The 18,983-nt window shown below is 43.8% G+C and carries 14 protein-coding genes; 8 read left to right on the top strand and 6 right to left on the bottom strand.

Annotated features, from left to right (window positions below; all coding sequences use genetic code 11):
• Window positions 1-60 precede the first annotated feature (60 nt).
• Genes AAEY88_RS04410 through AAEY88_RS04400 form a run of 3 tightly spaced genes read left to right on the top strand, consistent with a single transcriptional unit; the run spans window position 61 to window position 3,690 of the window.
• On the top strand, window positions 61-1,410 hold the full coding sequence (locus AAEY88_RS04410; protein ID WP_350559614.1) for a glycosyltransferase: 1,350 nt from the start codon (window positions 61-63) through the stop codon (window positions 1,408-1,410).
• Window positions 1,411-1,422: 12 nt separating this feature from the next.
• The gene (locus AAEY88_RS04405) at window positions 1,423-2,640 is read left to right on the top strand and encodes a hypothetical protein (RefSeq protein ID WP_350559611.1); all 1,218 of its coding nucleotides are present in this window, start codon (window positions 1,423-1,425) and stop codon (window positions 2,638-2,640) included.
• A 51-nt stretch (window positions 2,641-2,691) separates the two neighbouring features.
• Window positions 2,692-3,690, top strand: a complete 999-nt coding sequence (locus AAEY88_RS04400; protein WP_350559608.1) for a glycosyltransferase — start codon at window positions 2,692-2,694, stop codon at window positions 3,688-3,690.
• A gap of 115 nt (window positions 3,691-3,805) precedes the next feature.
• Here AAEY88_RS04400 and AAEY88_RS04395 read toward each other — a convergent pair whose 3' ends face one another.
• Entirely contained in the window at window positions 3,806-4,636 is an 831-nt protein-coding gene (locus tag AAEY88_RS04395; protein WP_350559605.1) for a hypothetical protein, read from the bottom strand.
• Between the two features lie 235 nt (window positions 4,637-4,871).
• Between AAEY88_RS04395 and AAEY88_RS04390 the strand changes: the two genes are divergently transcribed.
• On the top strand, window positions 4,872-5,456 hold the full coding sequence (locus AAEY88_RS04390; RefSeq protein ID WP_350559602.1) for a PepSY domain-containing protein: 585 nt from the start codon (window positions 4,872-4,874) through the stop codon (window positions 5,454-5,456).
• A gap of 270 nt (window positions 5,457-5,726) precedes the next feature.
• Window positions 5,727-8,114 (top strand): 5-methyltetrahydropteroyltriglutamate--homocysteine S-methyltransferase, encoded by a 2,388-nt coding sequence (metE, locus tag AAEY88_RS04385; RefSeq protein WP_350559599.1) that lies wholly within the window; start codon window positions 5,727-5,729, stop codon window positions 8,112-8,114.
• Window positions 8,115-8,363: 249 nt separating this feature from the next.
• Here the strand turns inward: metE and hutI are convergent, their stop codons facing one another.
• The 5 genes from hutI to hutU all read right to left on the bottom strand — a co-directional run bounded on the left by hutI (window position 8,364) and on the right by hutU (window position 15,773).
• A complete protein-coding gene (hutI, locus tag AAEY88_RS04380) occupies window positions 8,364-9,704 on the bottom strand; it encodes an imidazolonepropionase (RefSeq protein WP_350559596.1) in 1,341 nt (446 codons plus the stop codon).
• A 23-nt stretch (window positions 9,705-9,727) separates the two neighbouring features.
• A complete protein-coding gene (gene hutG, locus AAEY88_RS04375; RefSeq protein WP_350559593.1) occupies window positions 9,728-10,795 on the bottom strand; it encodes a formimidoylglutamase in 1,068 nt (355 codons plus the stop codon).
• A gap of 54 nt (window positions 10,796-10,849) precedes the next feature.
• The gene (gene hutH, locus AAEY88_RS04370; RefSeq protein ID WP_350559590.1) at window positions 10,850-12,409 is read right to left on the bottom strand and encodes a histidine ammonia-lyase; all 1,560 of its coding nucleotides are present in this window, start codon (window positions 12,407-12,409) and stop codon (window positions 10,850-10,852) included.
• A 94-nt stretch (window positions 12,410-12,503) separates the two neighbouring features.
• On the bottom strand, window positions 12,504-13,886 hold the full coding sequence (locus tag AAEY88_RS04365) for a YjiH family protein (protein WP_350559587.1): 1,383 nt from the start codon (window positions 13,884-13,886) through the stop codon (window positions 12,504-12,506).
• A gap of 186 nt (window positions 13,887-14,072) precedes the next feature.
• Window positions 14,073-15,773, bottom strand: coding sequence for a urocanate hydratase (gene hutU, locus AAEY88_RS04360; protein WP_350560456.1), 1,701 nt, complete (start codon window positions 15,771-15,773; stop codon window positions 14,073-14,075).
• A 393-nt stretch (window positions 15,774-16,166) separates the two neighbouring features.
• Between hutU and AAEY88_RS04355 the strand changes: the two genes are divergently transcribed.
• From AAEY88_RS04355 to AAEY88_RS04345, 3 genes are all read left to right on the top strand, one after another.
• Complete coding sequence (locus AAEY88_RS04355; RefSeq protein ID WP_350559584.1) at window positions 16,167-16,976, top strand: UTRA domain-containing protein; 810 nt, start codon at window positions 16,167-16,169, stop codon at window positions 16,974-16,976.
• 372 nt (window positions 16,977-17,348) lie between these two features.
• Window positions 17,349-18,179, top strand: coding sequence for a transporter substrate-binding domain-containing protein (locus AAEY88_RS04350; protein ID WP_350559581.1), 831 nt, complete (start codon window positions 17,349-17,351; stop codon window positions 18,177-18,179).
• 38 nt (window positions 18,180-18,217) lie between these two features.
• Window positions 18,218-18,901 carry an amino acid ABC transporter permease gene (locus AAEY88_RS04345; protein ID WP_350560454.1) on the top strand — a complete coding sequence of 228 codons (684 nt, stop codon included), beginning with the start codon at window positions 18,218-18,220 and terminating at the stop codon, window positions 18,899-18,901.
• Window positions 18,902-18,983: the final 82 nt, after the last annotated feature.

Here is an 18,983-nt window from a genome sequence, read left to right as displayed (position 1 = left end):
AGCTTCCCTTACTCAGCTTTATTTGTATGTTTTCATTAATTCATTTACCTTGGATACTATATGCCATTTGCCACCGCTGCTAATAAACCAAATATGAGGCTTCACAATGCTTTTAGTATTGATACTACTAGCCCTACACAAACGCATGATACTGCGAGATTACGCATAGCGATTATCGCGCATTCCCTATATCCAATTGCAGAGCCTTATGCTGGCGGACTTGAAATGATTACCCAGTTGCTTTGTGATGAGCTGGTTGCCCAAGGTCATGATGTTTTGCTTTATGCACATTCAGACAGTCAAACGCAGGCGACGCTCGTACCGTTACTCACGCGCGCGCAGTTTGAAGCGCTGGTATATGACAATGAGCATGATTCGGTGGGGATGAGTCGTGAAGAGCTGTATCAGTATTTAGTGTATCAGCGCGCGATGCACGATATTATTGTTCGTGATGAGCGCGGTGAGATTGATGTGGTACACAATCATAGCTTGCATCATATCCCAATGATGCTGGGTCAAGCGTTTGGGTCACGGTTTTTTACCACTTTTCATACGCCTATTTTTCCGCAGCTGCGTTTGGCATTATTGACCTTACGGCAAGGCACGAAAACTCAGTTTACCGCGATTAGTGGTCATCAACAGCAATTGTTTGCGGAATTTGTACCGTCGCATGTGGTTTATAACGGTATCGATGTGCAATCGTTTACCGCCAATGTTCACCCTATTAAAGATGAGGTTTACTTTTGGTACGGACGTATTTGTCCCGAAAAAGGCACGCATTTAGCGATGGAATATTGCCAAGCTGCTGGTAAGCGACTGGTTATTGCCGGCCCTAAAAGCAATGAGGATTACTTCAACCAATATGTTGCTCCGCTATTAGCAGAAGATAGCAAGATTAGTAAAGAGCAGGGCACACCACCACTATTTGATTATGTCGGGCATTTAAGCAAAGCCGAAATTAATGATTACCTAGGTAATGTAACCGCACTATTATTTACCAGTACTTGGGACGAGCCTTATGGGTTAACGCTGGCTGAGAGCTTGGCTTGCGGTACACCTGTGATTGGCTTTGATGTGGGTGCTAGCGCTGAGATTATCACGCCAGATAGCGGAATTATCGTAGCTAAAATGGACAAAGAAGCATTTGTACAAGCTTTTGAAGATATTAACGATATTTCACGGCAAGCATGTCGCAATCGCGCCGAGCAGTTTTGTTCAGTGTCAGCAATGGTGGCAGGATATGTGCAGTTATATAGAGACGTATTAAAAGAAAATTCTTTCACTGGTGAATCATACAAAGATAATAAACCAAAAGGTTCGGATAAGATGATTTTGGACACTTCCAGCTTAGACACTTCTATTTTAGACACTACGCATACAGACCGTAAAGCAACAGCGTCTGTTTTTTAGGGAATTGATATCATGCGTATTGGCTATTATGCTCATCATCATGGCTCAGGTCACTGCCGACAAGCGGATAAACTAGCGGCACTATTGTCGCTTGAGATACGACAACAATTAACTGTATTTACCAGTTTACCTACCGACGCTTATACTTTTACTACCATAAATGAAGAGCAAATTGTCCGACTTAATGCTGAAGACGAGCGGCCAGACGATGTGCTGGCAGGTCGTGCTGGGCAGTATTGGCAGCCGAGTAGTCTGCATTATTCACCTGTTGGTAATACTGATATCCAAACACGCAGTTGGCAGATATTGGATGGCATCAAACAGCGTCAAATTGATCTGATGATTATTGATGTCAGTGTCGAGGTCGCAATGCTATGCCGCGTTGCTAGCGTGCCTTATCTTTATGTTAGATTGGCTGGTATTCGTGATGATACGCCGCATATTAATGCTTTTACCGGCGCACTTGGACTACTAGCGCCTTATCCGCAAGCGCTTGAAGCTTTAAAGACCCCAGATTGGGTACGGCAAAAAACCTTATATCTTGATTTTTTACCGGCGGCTAATGGTGAGATACTACCCTATAAAGCATTTATTCAGATGCTAAGTACTTTAACAACTGAAACGACTGTTCATGATCGTTTATATACTTTGTTATCAGGTACTATCAATGAGTCTTCAGATACCATGCTAATTACCCTGATTAAGGGCTATGGCGGTCATGAGGCTATTGATGCTAAGTTGCCTGAACTACGCCGTGCATTGCCAGATGCCATTATCATATCGCTTGGCCCTATTGATGATGACATGCGCAAGTTTGTTGATATTGCTGCTCATGTTGATGACGTGACGCCATTTATTGCTCATAGTGATTGGCTGTTGATGGCTTGTGGTCTTAACGGTATTGCGCAAGCGTATCATTATGATACGCCACTAGTAGTACTGCCAGATAACCGCCCACATCAAGAGCAAGAAGTGATGGCCGAAACTCTGATAAAACAAGGACGGGCATTAAGTTGGGAGCAGTTTATAGGGCGGATAGTAGAAGGAAAGATTCAGGATATGGCATTAGCGTACGAGAATAATAAGTATAATAATGAAAGAACTAGATTTGAAGACGACTCTCATTCGCCAGCTCAAACCTTTATGGACAGCATCGTCGCTTATTCATCGACCAAACTATGGTTTAAAGAATGGCTATTACCACAGCTGGGATTACATACTGAGATTTAGTAAATTTCACGATTTTCACGATAAGAACAAGCATTATAAAAGAGGCAGTCAATGACCTTAGCAATAACAAATAAGCCAATAGTCAATAAATCGGCAGGCACTAAACTGACAGCTACTTCTACTACCCTTCCTGTTAGTGTAATTACCACTTGCTACGGACGTAACCGTCATCTTTATAATCTGCTTAGTAGTCTGGCGCAAGGTAGCGTTAGACCTGCTGAAGTTATTGTCGTAAATGACGATGCTGACCCTAAGCGGCTGGCTCAATTTCCTTTAAATATTATGCAAATCCCGACGACTATTGGTGCATCATTAAATAATAAGGGTAAGCTGTCAGAGTTTGATATCGGGCGCAATCGCAATAGCGGTGTTGGCTATGCCACACATGATGCGCTGATATTCTTAGATGTCGATTGTATCGTTGCGCCAACCTTTATTGCGCAGTTAAGTGCTAAATTACAAGCGCATCCTGATGCGTTACTAATGGGACAGCCGCGTTATCTTACTCGACCTTTAACCGATACCGAAGGTGCGCAGTTACAACAAGGTACGCTATCTAGCTCAGATTTATATAAGCTGTCCGTTTATAACCCTTATCGCTATAACTTTGAGCCAGCTGTCGAAGTTGATATTGAACAAACCAAAGATTATGGCGCGTTTTGGAGTTTATGCTTTGCGATATCGCGATCGCAATTTGAGCAAGTTGGCGGCTTTGATACGCATTATGTTGGCTATGGAGCTGAAGATACCGATTTTGCTTTTACAGCGCGCGCCTTAAATATCGACTTTTATTTAACTGCCGATGTGATTTATCACCAGCAGCATAGCGTTTATCGACCGCCGCTCAACCATTTAGCCAGCATTGTCATTAATGCCAATCGATTTTACGATAAATGGCAACATTGGCCAATGGCAGGATGGCTGGCAGCGTTTGAGCGGATGCAGCTGATTAATTGGGATACTGAGCAGCAGACGCCGATTACTATGATTCGTCAGCCAAGTACTGCTGAAATTGACGCCGCCCATTGTCCTGATGCGCCTTATGTTTAGATGATTTAACTTCTGAAATATCTATCGGTTGGTTGAGAGCGTTTAGTTACGAGGTTAAGCCTCTTGATTCATCATCTAGTGTTGCACCGTAACCTAGATCTTTATATCGCAGCTTTTAATACTGGCGAATAACGTCTACGCCGTAAGGTGCTTTTGCCATTTCTTGACGCTCAAACTTCCAATTGTGCCCCTGCCAAAAATGCTCAGTTTTATCTTCGTCATTAAAGCCAATCATCACTATTTGTAGTGGCATTGCAGAATCTTGCAGCTGCTGCACATGCATACGTGCTGCTAATAGCAGTCGATACAATAAAAACCCCGACGACGGCGCAGATGAATGAATGTCAGAAAAATGAGGATAATCGGCCACTACTGGATGCTGCTCTGAGAGCACGCGACAATGCTCATCACTATTTAATAAATATTTTAACGCCTCTGGAATAGTTAATATCCGGCTTGCAGTCACTGGATCGTCATACGGACTTGGGTCTTCATCTGGCAATGGGAACTGATAGTGAACATTACTAGATAGCACCCCAAGCGGGGCATGTTTAGCCATCTCGTTAATAGCGGCTACCTTATTGCTTCTAGGCGGTAAGCCAAAATGCAGCTTGCTATCGCCCATCTGGCGAAAAAATAACAGTTTGGGCAGAACACGCGCTAGTGGGTGATTTACAAAAAAATCAGCATGAATAAAGTCATTAAACAACACCAACATATCTGTCGGCTGCAGCAAGACCTCAAGGCTTGATCTATCTATAGAAGGATTATTAGCGATACAGACAATACGCTTTTGTTGCGCTAAGGCATCTTGGATGATGGGTGGTAAACTATTAAAAGCATTCGCCGCCTCAGAATGAATAGCAAGGTCAAAACAAGCACTATTATCGTTATTTGTACTTTTATCAGACAGCAAGTCTGGCATATTTAGTGAGGTGTTTAGCATACGATCATGAATGGCCTAGTGAGAAAAAATAAGTAAAATGATAATAAATGAGGGAGCATATTATACCGTGAGCTGGTTAAAATGAAACGAGTATGTATAGGTCGGTAGTTCACAATACAGGGATGCTACATTACGCTACTTTTTTGCCTCAAAGTTGTTTCTAGACAAACGTATCATGATACCAATATCAAAACTTAGTACTAAGAACTAATAACACAGTCAAGGAAATAACATTATGAATACAATATTAAAAAACTTTAAGCTAACCACACTAAGCGCCTGTTTTGCAGTAGCGTTGACTGCCGGTCTGCTAAGCATGACGGTAAGCGCTGCGACCCAAACCACAAAATTGAATGAAGTACGCGCCGCCCAAGCAAGTAAAATTAGCTTAAAACAAGCAATTAGCATCGCCAATAAAAAAGCCTTAGGTACTTTTGTCAGCGCTGAGTTCGATGATGATGACGATAAGGCACAAGGCGGCGTCTATGAGATAGAGTTCAGTACAGAAAGTATTGGCCATAAGGTTAAGATTGATGCTATCACTGGTAAAATCATTAGTACCGAAACAGACCAACTAGATAGTGGCGATGTTGCTGATTATAAAATCCTTAAGCAAGCAAGAATTAATATCATGAAGGCCATGAGTATTGTTGAGAAAAAAACAGGTGGCCGCATCATGGAAGTTGAATTTAAAAATGATAATAATTATGACAACCATACCTTATATTATGAAATTGAAATGCTCAAGAACGACCATATCGTTGAGCTAAACGTTGATGCCAATACGGGTGAAATATTCAATAGTAAGGTTAAAAAATAGATGAGCTAGACGATATTAAAGATAGAAAGATTTAAAAAACCGAAAAGATATCTGTTAGTAATTACTGGCAGGTGTCTTTTTTATAGGAAAGTTAAAAGTGTTTTAAATGAGAAAAAGAACAGGAAGACCGAGCTAAAATACTAACATTAGTAAAATTCATCTTATAATAAGTAAATTGATTTTTATTCATATAGATAATCCGCTATGATTACTTCATCAAAACTATTCATCTCAGTCCTTAAATACTGAATACGATTAATGGAGTAACACATGGCTACTGCGAACACGCAATCTAAAGTACCCAGCCATATTCTAGGCTATCCGCGTATCGGTGATAAACGCCAAACCAAATTTGCTTTAGAACATTACTGGAAAGGTAAAAAAGACAAGGCCGCTACTCAAGCCGCTTTGCTAGAAGTATTTACCACCAATATCCAAGACCAAATCGATGCTGGCCTCGATATCATAACCACTGGCGACTTTGCCCATTATGATTTAGTTCTAAGCCAAGCCGTTGCCTTTGGTGTGCAGCCACCCCGTTTTGCTGGTGCCGCAACATTAGATACCTTTGATCGTCAGTTCTACTTTGCTCGTGGTTGTGACCATACCGGTCAGTATGAAGATAATGCGGCTTGGCAAATGACTAAATGGTTTGATACTAACTATCATTATCTAGTACCTGAATTAGAAGCCGACGAAGACTTTAGCAATACGGATTTTACCCAGATATTTAAACAAGTAAGCGACGCTAAAGCCATTATTGAAAAAAATGCGCAAGAAGGTAAAATCGATAAAAAATTAAAAGTAGTATTAGTTGGTCCGGTGAGTTTTTTATATTTGGCCACTTCAAAAGCGGAAGATAAGCTGGATCATTTGGATAAATTATTGCCAGTTTATGCTGATTTGCTAAACCAATTAGGCGAGCAAGGCGTTGATTGGGTGCAAATGGATGAGCCAATCTTGTCATTGGATTTAGATGGTCGCTGGCAACAAGCGTTTGAGCGTGCTTATAATGGTCTGCAACAGACGCCGCCACAATTAATAGTGGCAAACTACTTTGACACGCTAGGCAACAATTGCCATGTTGCTTGTAATCTACCGGTTAGCGGCATTCATATTGATATCACCCGTTCAAGCCAGCCTAAGCAATATGTGACTCAAGTAATTGATCATCTACCAAGTCATAAACTGCTGTCTATCGGCGTCGTCGACGGTCGCAGTGTCTGGACTACGGACCAAGCTCGAGTGCAAGATATCTTAACAGAGGCCAATGAGCGATTAAATACTCCTCATTCTTATAATAATGGTAACCAGCCAAAAGCTGCTGATGGCAAAGACAATCAACGTTTATGGGTGGGTACTGGTTCTTCATTATTACATTTACCCGTTGATTTAACCTCTGAAGAGGTTCCTAAAAATTTGAAGGGCAAACTGGCCTTTGCCAAGCAAAAACTAAGTGAAGTGGTTATCTGTGCCAAATTAGCAACGGGTGAGCTACAACCTGATGTTACCGCAACAGATATTAGTTTGTCGCCAACACAGTCAGACGCGCAAGTTCGCGACGGTGTGTTTAGTGACCGTTATGCTAAACAGGAAGCCAAGCTTAATTTGCCATTGTTACCAACTACTACCATTGGTTCATTCCCACAGACCGCTGAAATTCGTAAAGCTCGCCGCCAATGGAACAATGGTGAGTTGAGCGATAGCGATTATCAAGACGCCATGAAAGCTGAGATTCGTCAGTGTGTGACCGACCAAGAAGCGTTGGGTCTTGATGTATTAGTTCACGGTGAAGCGGAACGTACAGACATGGTCGAATATTTTGCTCAGTATTTAGATGGTTTTTGGTTGGCCAAAAATGGTTGGGTACAAAGCTACGGCACGCGCTGTGTCCGTCCACCAATCGTGGTAGGTGATATCAGCCGTCCAAAAGCCATGACTGTTGATTGGATCAGCTACGCGCAAAGTTTAACTAACAAGCCAATGAAAGGTATGCTGACAGGGCCAGTAACTATTTTGAACTGGTCGTTTGCGCCAAGTGATGCAGCGACTCGTGATATCTTGCGCTTACAGATTGCCGAAGCGATTAATCAAGAAGTCAGTGATTTACAAGACGCGGGAATTAGTATTATTCAGATTGATGAGCCCGCATTCCGTGAAGGCTTACCATTAAAGCAAGCTGAACATGCGAGCTACTGGAAGCAAGCGGTTGATAGCTTTAAGCATTCTGCTAGTTCTGCCAAGCCTGAAACTCAGATTCATACCCACATGTGTTATTCAAGCTTCCATGATTGCTTGCATCATATTTCTGCCATGGATGCTGACGTCATCACCATTGAAACGGCACGCTCAGGCTTGCAATTGCTAGACGCTTTCAAGGTTGACGGCAATATTGATAGGGCCGATGGTTCTGCAAATATTGAAGGCGGCTATCAAAACGCCATTGGCCCAGGCGTTTATGATATTCACAGCCCGCGTGCGCCTGATAGCGATACTATGCAGATTGTCATTGATGAAGCGCAAAAGTATATTCCGATTGAGCGCTTATGGATCAATCCAGACTGTGGTCTAAAAACGCGTAACTGGGAAGAAGTGCGTCAACAGCTGCGTAACATGGTCGAGATGACTCATATCGTCCGTAAAAAATACGCGGCCTAAGTTTTTAGCGTTATAAGTTTTTTATTCTTATAAACCAAAAAGCCTCAATCATCAATTGATTGGGGCTTTTCTTGTATAGTGAACCAAATATGAGACTTGTACATTCAGTATTAAACAAAATAGAGCTATGGGTTCATGTAGCTGGTAAAAATTTCCTTGCTTGCTGTGTGACTGCGTCACTCCAGAGGCTGCAGAAATTTCTCCCAACCACATTTTATTCGTTGCAGAGTGGGTTCAGATATTTCGACACTAGCCTTTACTCCACTGACCTTGACGCATAATATCCTCAATAGGGTTGAGCCCAATTTGATAGCATAAGTCCGCAGGGCGGGTGATATCCCAAAGCGCTAGATCAGCATCACAGCCTACTTCTATCCGGCCCTTTTTAGACAACCCTAGTGCTTGAGCAGCATTAATAGTAGCTCCTGCTAACACCTCTTCAGGGGTTAAATAAAACAGCGTACAGCCCATATTCATCGCGAGTAATAGCGAGGTCAGCGGTGAAGTACCTGGATTACAGTCGGTTGAAATAGCGATAGCAACTTGATGCTTACGCAGTGCTGCTATCGGTGGAAGTTTGGTATCACGCAAAGTATAAAAAGCACCGGGTAAGAGTACTGCAACCGTATTACTGGCGGCCATTTTTTCAATGTCTGTTTCTGATAAATGCTCTAAGTGATCGCTTGATAAGCCTTGGTACTCAGCAACTAAGGCACTACCGCCTATATCAGACAGCTGCTCTGAATGGAGCTTGACGGGCAAATCTAATGAGCGGGCCACTTCAAAGACGCGTCTGATTTGCTCTGAGCTAAAGGCAATGTTTTCACAAAAACCATCGACTGCATCGACTAAACCTTCTTTATGTAGGATCGGCAGCCACTCGCAGACTTGTTCGATGTAGTCGTCCGCACGGTCTTTATACTCGGGTGGCAAAGCATGGGCGGCTAAATAGGTCGTGCTGACATGGATGTCGTATTTATCACCCAGTTGACGCGCTACGGTGAGCATTTTGCGCTCAGTATCTAAGTCCAGACCATAGCCAGATTTTATTTCGATACTGGTCACGCCCTCTTTTATGAGGGCTAGAAGACGTTTTTCACTTTGGGCAAATATCTCCTCGATACTGGCTGCGCGCGTTGCACTGACGGTCGCGACAATACCGCCGCCTTGCGCTGCAATATCTTGATAACTGGCACCGTGCAAACGTGCCTCAAATTCATTGCTGCGATTACCGGCATAGACCAAATGAGTATGACAGTCGATTAAGCCTGGCGTTAACCAGCCGCCGTTAGCATCTTGTATTTGTTCTGCTTGATAATGAGAAAGATGCGGGGTCATCTGGTCGTTCGAGCCAATCCAAGCAATTGTGCCTTCCTTTATACCGATTGCAGCATTTTCTAGCTGACCGTAAGGTTTGCTTTTTATTGAGGTGCTGTCTGCGGATGTTGATTTACCGCTTTCTTTACGGTTGGTATGCACATCAAAGCCATAATGCGCTGAAAAAGTGGCAAGATTGGCGTTGGTAATAATACGATCGAACGATGTCATGGTTGAGGTATCAGTCGTCGTCTGATTGGTAGTGTTAGTCATAATATACTCCTGCTATATACTAGCTATAAGGTGAATAAGTGGCGCTCTATAATAAGAGCCAATAGCCGAGCAGCCACTTTACAGCTGCGTTGGTCACTATCATAGGTCGGGTTAATCTCAGCGATATCGGCCATTTTTACTTTGCCGGATGCCATAATGGTTTTGACAGCGCGCTCAACGAAGCTTAGCTCGATACCATAGGCGGCTGGCGCACTGACACCCGGCACGACGCTAGAGGGAAAGCAATCCATATCAATGGTTAAATAAACAATATCAACCTGATTGATAAATGCTTCAATCTGAGCGGCAAGTGTTTCCCACGCTTGATAATAACAGTCTTCATCACTGATAACGCGGACACCCAAACTGTCGGCTCTATCAAATAGCGCTGCTGTGTTGGAGAATCGACTAACCCCAATACAGCAATAGTGGAAAGGCTGCTGATGTTCGGTTAGGTGTTCTGCGATTTGGCGAAAAGGGGTGCCCGAAGTGGCTACATCGGATTGGCGAATATCAAGATGGGCGTCAAAGTTAATGATGCCAATAACGGGGATAGTCGGTATAGCGCTCGCGTCATTGTTTTCACTAATATTACTGTTAGCGGTTTGCTGAAGCGCTTGCCATAATCCTAAAAAGCTACCATAAGCCATTGCATGACCGCCGCCAAGACCAATAGGCAGACCACCTTGTTGAATAACGTTACTGACAACATCGGCATATTGCTCTTGGGCTTGCTCAAGCAGTTGCTCGGCAAAACCATCGTTATCGTCACAGTGAATATCGCCAGCATCACCTAGCAAGGTTGGCAACTCACCATCAAAAATTTGCTGTAGTTCAGCGATAACGGGAAGCTTAGCAAACGCGCTACGAATCAGTGGCGGTGCGGATCTTGCCCCAACGCGGCCTTGATTGCGTCTAACCCCTTGATCGCAGGCAAAGCCAACCAATCCGATACGCTGTCCTATATTATCAAACGCATAAGGCTGTGCCAGCTGATACCAATAGCAGGCGCGCTCGCTTTCAAATGGCTCCGCACGTCCTGTCCATAGTGCCATATCAGCAGCAGTTTGGCTAACGGCTGTTATAGTCATCGCTGATCTCCTTTAATATTAATTTGAAGACATTTACTTATTTAAAAAGCACCTTTATTTAGAAAGGTACCAGTCACTGCGCATTTTCTGCCAATACTTCGTTAAAGAACGACTGAGTATCAACTGTTTTGCCGCTTCGATATCTGGCGCTAAGTAGCGGTCTTTATCATAAAAAGTTACTTGCTCACGTAAGAGTTGATGAGCGGTCGTCAATGGCTCTGAGGTATCAAGCTCGCGATGAAAATCAATGCCTTGGCCGGCAGCTAATAGCTCGATACCGATAATGGTCGCAGTATTTTGCGCCATCTCGTATAAACGTCTTGCACAATAGGTTGCCATAGAAACATGGTCTTCTTGATTGGCAGAAGTTGGGATGCTATCGACACTACCCGGATGGGCGATGGATTTATTTTCTGAGGCCAATGCCGCTGCGGTAACGTGAGCAATCATAAAGCCGGAGTTCAAGCCAGCATTGTCGACCAAGAACGGCGGTAGACCTGATAAGGTTGCATCAATCAATAATGCCACGCGTCGCTCAGACATTGAGCCAATTTCAGCAATTGCTAAAGCTAATATATCGGCAGCAAACGCAACTGGCTCAGCGTGAAAGTTACCACCTGAGATAGCAACGGGACCATCATCGTTGGTGAAAATTAGTGGATTATCGGTTACGGCATTGGCTTCAATCAATAAGGTTTGCCCCGCTTGATTGATAATATCAAGGCAGGCACCCATGACCTGCGGCTGGCAACGTAAGCAGTAAGGGTCTTGCACTCTATCGTCTTGTTCCCCTTGGTGTGAAGCTCGAATGTCACTACCTTTAATTAAGCTTCTAAGCGCTTTGGCAATTTCGATTTGCCCATGATGGCCACGAACTTCATGAATACGCGCATCGAATGGTGCATCTGAGCCTTTTGCCGCATCGATAGACATGGAACCAACGATAGTCGCCGATTCTAATAGGTCACGCGCTAAGAAATAACCACGTAGGGCGAGGGCGGTTGAGACTTGAGTACCATTGATTAGGGCAAGACCTTCTTTTGCGGCAAGGGTAATGGGCTCAAGTCCATGCTGTGCTAGAGCGTCAGCGGCTGGCACACATTGACCATCGACATAAACATCTCCTTCACCCATTAGCGCTAGGGTCATATGGGATAGAGGCGCTAAATCACCGGATGCACCGACTGAACCTTTAACAGGAATGTGCGGGGTGATTTGATTGTTAATTAAAGCCAATAAACCATCGACTACGACGCGGCGTACCCCAGAAACGCCTTGCGCTAGGCTGGCAACTTTCATGACCATTATCAGCCGAACCACGCTATCTGGTAAAGGTTCACCAGTACCAACGGAATGCGATACGATAAGATTGCGCTGTAGTAGTTCAAGCTGGTCATCGTTAATTCGAGTCTTTGCCAATAAGCCAAAACCGGTATTAATACCGTAGGCACTTTTATCACGAGCGATGATGGTCCGTACATCTTCGTGCGAGGCATCTATCGCGTCATACGCGCTATCGGGTAGCGAGAAGGTAACGGGCTGGTCATAAATATCGCGTAACATCTCAAAGCTTAATTGGCGCGGGTTTAGAATTAGATTTTTTATAGTGTTCATAACAGTGTTCCTATTTATATTAGTTATATAATTAGTTTTATTTATACGCTTAAAAAACGTGATTAAAGCGTAATCAAAATGTGATAAAAAAAAGCTAAGCAATCCAACCAAAGTACAGGGCTAATTGTCCAAACGCAGCGGCCAATAAAATACTAAGCACCACCCGCTGAAACCAAATAACGACCATTTTGCCCACTGACAACGGAATCTCAGTTGCCAGCACACAAGGAATCATCGCTGAAAAGAACAGTACGCTGCTAATTGAGATGACACCAGCAACATAGCGGGTCAAAATATCGGCATCACTTAATAACAATGCTGGCAAGAACATCTCAGCAAGTCCTGCTGACATTCCTTTGGCAGCGACTAACGGATCAGGCAGTCCGCCCAACCAAGTAAATGGATATAACAATAAGCCAAGCGCGTCAAATACCGGCGTATATTTTGCTAACAACAATCCCGTTAAGCCGACAGCAATAATAGAAGGCACAATAGCTGCTGCCATCGTAATACCGTCTCTAAAGTTAGACCATAAGATATGTTTTAAATCTGTCGCTTGGCGTGAGGTAGCAAGCCCCAAATCTACTGCTGCAGCCAGACGAGTGCCTTTTTTATAAGTTAATTCTGGACGATCTACTTCATTGTTAGCGCGACTGATGGGTGGAATACGAGCAGTGATCGCCGTGACAATAAAAGTAATCACTAACGTCGACCAAAAGAATACATTCCAAAATTCCATTAGCCCTAAAGTTTTGGCGACAATAACCATAAATGCCGCTGATACCGTAGAAAAACCGGTCGCAATAATAATGGCTTCACGAGCAGAGTATTGTTTTTGTAGATAAACGCGGTTAGTGATTAATAGACCAATAGAATAACTACCGACAAAAGAAGCAACGGCATCAATAGCTGATGCACCTGGAGTTTTCCAAATAGGCTTCATGATAGGTTGCATAAGCACACCAACCATTTCCAGCAGGCCAAAGCCAACTAAAAACGCCAAGATCAACGCACCAATAGGGACAATCATGCCAACCGGAAGTGCCAGTTTTTCGAACAAAAACGGCAGCATGTCCTTTTCCATTATAAAGTCAGGCGCGGCACCGGAGACATACATAACCGCAAGTACCAAACCAATGACTTTAAATACGGTCAGTATGGTATTGGTAATATCTTTACGCCACGAACCATCATAAAAAGGTTTACCTACTCCATAGATCATCAGGAGGAATAACAATGTCACCGCTAGGGTATGCTGCTGATTGACCAGATAGGTCGCGCCGTGATCGAATAAAATAGTGCTTTTTTCACCGATAGTAAACGGCACAAAGAACATTACCAAACCGATGGTGCTAAATACGATCAGCTGTAATATTGCGATAGGAGTTGATAGTAGCTTTTCAGGTGGCGTCATATCGGGCGTAGTGTTAGCAGGTTGCCCAGATTGTCCATGCTTAATGGTATCTTGCTCAGCCATATTATCCTCCTTGATAATGTATGAGCCACTGTGTTTAGGAGCGGCGGACGGGTAGCACGGTTATAATGATTGCTAGCAGTTATTGAAAGGCTTTGTAGTGCGGTACTTAAAGCACCGCGCTAGCTGATAAATCAATGTTATGGAAAACGATAGCAATAGATGTTTGATCAGCAACCGTAGCAACAGTTACTTAATCATAGGTAGATTTAAACCATACTCTTTAGCCGTTTTAATCGCCAGCTCGTAGCCGGCATCTGCATGACGCATCACGCCTGAACCGCAATCATTGACCAATACTCGAGCTAAGCGTTTGGCTGCTGCATCCGTACCATCAGCGACGATAACCATGCCTGAATGCTGTGAGTAACCCATGCCAACACCGCCGCCATGATGCAACGATACCCATGTTGCGCCGCCGGCGACATTGAGCATACCGTTTAATAACGCCCAATCAGATACCGCATCTGAGCCATCTTTCATGCTTTCTGTTTCACGATTGGGACTAGCAACTGAACCGGTATCTAAATGGTCACGACCAATAACGATAGGACCTTTTAGCTCGCCGCTTTTTACCATCTCGTTAAAGGCAAGTCCTGCTTTATCACGCTCACCCAAGCCTAACCAACAGATACGTGCGGGCAGTCCTTGAAACTGAATGTGCTCTTTTGCCATATCAAGCCAGCGATGGATATGGGTATTTTCAGGGAACAGCTCTTTGATTTTTTGATCGGTCTTATAGATATCTTCTGGATCACCAGATAGAGCTACCCAGCGAAACGGACCTTTACCTTGGCAAAACAGCGGGCGAATATAAGCGGGTACAAAGCCTGGGAAGTTAAAAGCATCCTTAACGCCTTCATCAAAGGCAACTTGGCGAATGTTGTTACCATAGTCGGTTGCTGGAATATCCATAGCTTGCAAGTCTAATATAGCTTGTACATGTACGGCGCAAGACTCAGCAGCTGCTTTGGTTAATGCGGCATGTTGGTCTGGATTTTCCTGTGCCACTTTCCATTCCTCAACGGTCCAGCCACTTGGTAGATAACCGTTGATAAGGTCATGGGCTGAGGTTTGGTCAGTGACTAAATCTGGTTTCATACCGCCTGCGCGAGCACGCTTGACCATTTCTGGTAATATATCGGCGGCATTGCCAAGTAGGGCAATAGAAACTGCTTCACCAGCGTCTGTATGCTGTTTGATCAGCTCGTAAGCGTGATCTAAATCATTAGCTTGCTTATCGACGTAGCCCGTACGCAGACGAAAATCGATGCTAGATTGTTGGCATTCGATATTTAGAGAGGTCGCACCCGCAAAAGTCGCGGCTAATGGCTGCGCGCCGCCCATACCACCAAGACCAGCAGTCAAAATCCAGCGTCCTGCCCAACTGCCATCATAATGTTGGCGGCCTGCTTCGACAAAGGTCTCATAGGTTCCTTGGACGATGCCTTGAGTGCCAATATATATCCAGCTACCAGCGGTCATCTGCCCATACATCATCAAGTCTTTGCGATCGAGCTCGTTAAAGTGCTCCCATGTCGCCCAGCGCGGTACCAGATTGGAATTGGCAATCAATACACGCGGTGCATTTTCGTGAGTCTGAAAAACACCGACTGGTTTACCCGATTGGACCAATAGCGTCTCATCATCTTCTAAGACTTTTAACGACTCCAAAATCTGATCATAACTTTCCCAGTTACGTGCCGCGCGACCAATACCACCATAAACCACTAGACTTTTAGGGTTTTCGGCCACATCAGGATGTAGATTGTTTTGTAGCATGCGATAAGGCGCTTCGGTCAGCCAGCTTTTGCAATGCAAGGTGCTACCAGTAGGGGCGGCAATATTACGAGTCTCATCGCGGCGAGTAAATCCATTGCTCTTGGTCATTCCATTGCTAGTAGTCATCGTCATTCCTTGTGATCATCTGTTCGTGCCAAAAAAGGCCACTAATATAAATTATTTAAAATAACCTGCTTATGGGGTGTTGATGAAGCATGATTAATAACAGCATTAGTATATTAAAATTATTGATAAGTTGTATATACAAATTATCAGAGACTGTTTTATCTTGCAAGTTTTTTTTAGCCAATAGTTCAATTATTTGCAATGTGGTCTTGATAGAACGATGAATAGCGCCATGATTTTGACGATGCCGTGATATTATGGCGGCATTAGTGTGATTGATATTGCTGGCTAAAATTAAAGGTTAAATCTGATAGTTAGAATTGATAATCGATAGTGGGCATAATAAAAGTAAAAATGACAAAGGCGACGATGGGCATGACCAAATTGAGTACGAAAAAGAGGGTTCCTGCGTATCAACGCATTAAAAATGCAATATTAGATAATATTCATCGCGGCAAGTGGCAAGCAGGCGAGGCTATCTCTACAGAAATGGCCTTAGCTGAGGAATTTGGAGTTTCGCGAATGACGGTGAATCGGGCCTTAAAAGAGCTTAGCGAAGAGCGGGTATTGGAGCGTCGACAAGGGTCAGGAACTTTTGTGGCACAGCAACAGTTTAATCATACCTTCGTTGAAGTGCGTAATATCGCCCAAGATTTAAAGTCAGCCAATCGTGATTATCAAGCGCAGGTGGTAAGTAAACGCAGTATCACAGCTGCCATGCTAGATGAGTATTTACGCCGCAAGTTTGATATTGATACGCCGAAAGTGTTGCTTACTGAGCAAGCGGCCAGAAATGATTCAGATGACGATGACGATGACGATGACGATGACGATGACGATGACATGGCTGTGTTATATGAAGTAAAGATTATTCACTTTGCCGATGGTCAGCCGATTCAGTTTGAAGAGCGCTGGGTCGATGCGATAAAAGTTCCGAAGTTCATCGAGCAAGACTTTAGTGTCGTTAATACCAGTGATTATTTGATTGCGAAGATTCCACTTGAGCGCGGTAGCTATACTATCCGAGCATTAGCGGCACCGGAAGAAGTGGCTCATGCATTGCAGGTTGAGGCGCAGTCACCAACTTTAGTGCTCAGCCGACAGACGTATTCATCAGGTCAGGTATTGACTTTTGTCAAGATGTGGCATGCAGGCGATCGGTATCAGTTTTCAGGTGAGCTATAATATTCTTACGCATGCTCACTGTTTTTGTACGTTCCTTCTAACTCAGTCACGATAGTATAGACACAGTTGATCGCTTTTGATTTTAGAATATTTGACCTTAAAATTTATTATCAAAGCTTACTATCAAAACTTGCCACTCTAAGAGTTGCTGTCTCAAAAACAGCTTTAATATTAAAACTAGTATTGAAAAAGATGGGTTTAATCCTCAAATCAGGCAGCCAAAAGCAAACTTAATCAATTGAATAAAATATAATAAATTTAATGGAATAAGACGCATAGCTCATATAGTGTTGCTGTATTTACATCGTATAGTTATCTATTTTTCTACTCGCGTTAATCATTCATTTGCATATACTCGAATAAGGACCTCTTATGAAACGTCGCGCCCTATTAACCCTAGCTGTTAGCGCTCTTTTGCTTACGGCTTGTAGTCAGTCTAATACTGACGATGCCAATACTAGTGCTGATAAAACAGCTGGTGGTTCAGACTTGCTTCAGCGTATCAATAACAAGGGTACTATTAACGTCGGTACCGAAGGGACCTATCCACCATTTACCTATCATGATGAGACGGGCAAGCTTACGGGTTATGATGTCGAAGTCACCCGTGCCGTCGCTGATAAACTGGGCGTAGAAGTAGAATTTAAAGAAACCCAGTGGGATGCGATGCTGGCAGGACTGGATTCAAAACGCTTTGATATGGTGGCCAACCAAGTCAGTCTGACCACGCCTGAGCGTTTAGCAAAATATGACAAAGCCACCGCTTATAGCTGGTCAGGTGCTGTTGCGCTGGCGCCAACTGATGACAATCGCTATAGCTCGTGGGAAGCATTAAAAGGTCTGCGCTCAGCACAGTCGCTCAGTAGCAACTATGGTGAATTAGCAGAACGCTATGGTGCAGAAATTGTTCCTGTGGATGGCATGGCGCAAGCGGTGCAATTAGTCAAACAAGACCGCGCTGACTTTACGATGAACGACAATCTTGCCGTATTGGATTATCTTAAAAAGTTCCCAGACAGCAGTCTTGAGATTAAACTGGTCGCGCCAGCAAGTGAGCAGCGTGGTTCTGGTCTGGTACTTCTTAAAGGCGATGACGCGGTAGTGGCAAAACTTGACGAAGCTATGGCGGCGTTGCAAGCTGATGGTACATTGACTAAGCTTAGTGATACCTTCTTTGGTGCCGATATAAGCAAACAAGACTAATGACTTTGTTAACTGATTTCTTAGCATTATTGCCATTTATGAGCCCTGATCGGGCTGATATTGTCATCAACTCGTTTTGGCCGATGCTCAAAGGTGGTATTTATTACTCGATACCGCTAGCACTAATCTCCTTTGCAATAGGGATGGCTATTGCCTTGAGCGTGGCACTGATTCGTATCGTGCCACGCGCTAGCATATGGCATGAGATTGTTTATCGCCTTGCACGCATTTACGTCTCTGCCATTCGCGGTACGCCGATGTTGGTGCAGTTGTTTATCATCTTCTATGGTTTGCCCAGTGTTGGCCTCAAGCTTGATCCTTTTCCTTCAGCGATTATTGCCTTTTCGCTCAATATTGGTGCTTATGCATCAGAGACCGTGCGCGCGTCTATTTTGTCTATTCCAAAGGGACAATGGGAGGCAGGTTCGACAGTCGGGCTGACTTATCTACAAACCTTTCGACATGTGATTTTGCCACAAGCGCTACGAGTCTCGGTACCGCCGTTATCCAATACTTTTATTAGTCTGGTAAAAGACACGTCTTTGGCGTCTTTAGTGTTGGTGACTGAGCTGTTTAAACAAGCGCAAATTATCACCGCGCGTAATTATGAGTTTATGTTGGTCTATACCGAAGCGGCGGTTATTTATTGGGGTATTTGTTTGTTCTTAACCTTTATCCAAGGTAGGCTTGAGACCAGACTTGATCGCTATGTTGCCAAATAAATCATTTACTAACCACAGCGTATTGCTACTAATGTATTCGACATAATTAAAATAAGCGCAATAATTAAGAGACGCGCAATAG

The organism is Psychrobacter sp. CAL346-MNA-CIBAN-0220 (assembly GCF_040309805.1).
Taxonomy (GTDB): Bacteria; Pseudomonadota; Gammaproteobacteria; order Pseudomonadales; family Moraxellaceae; genus Psychrobacter.
This window is presented reverse-complemented; position numbering and strand designations above follow the sequence as displayed.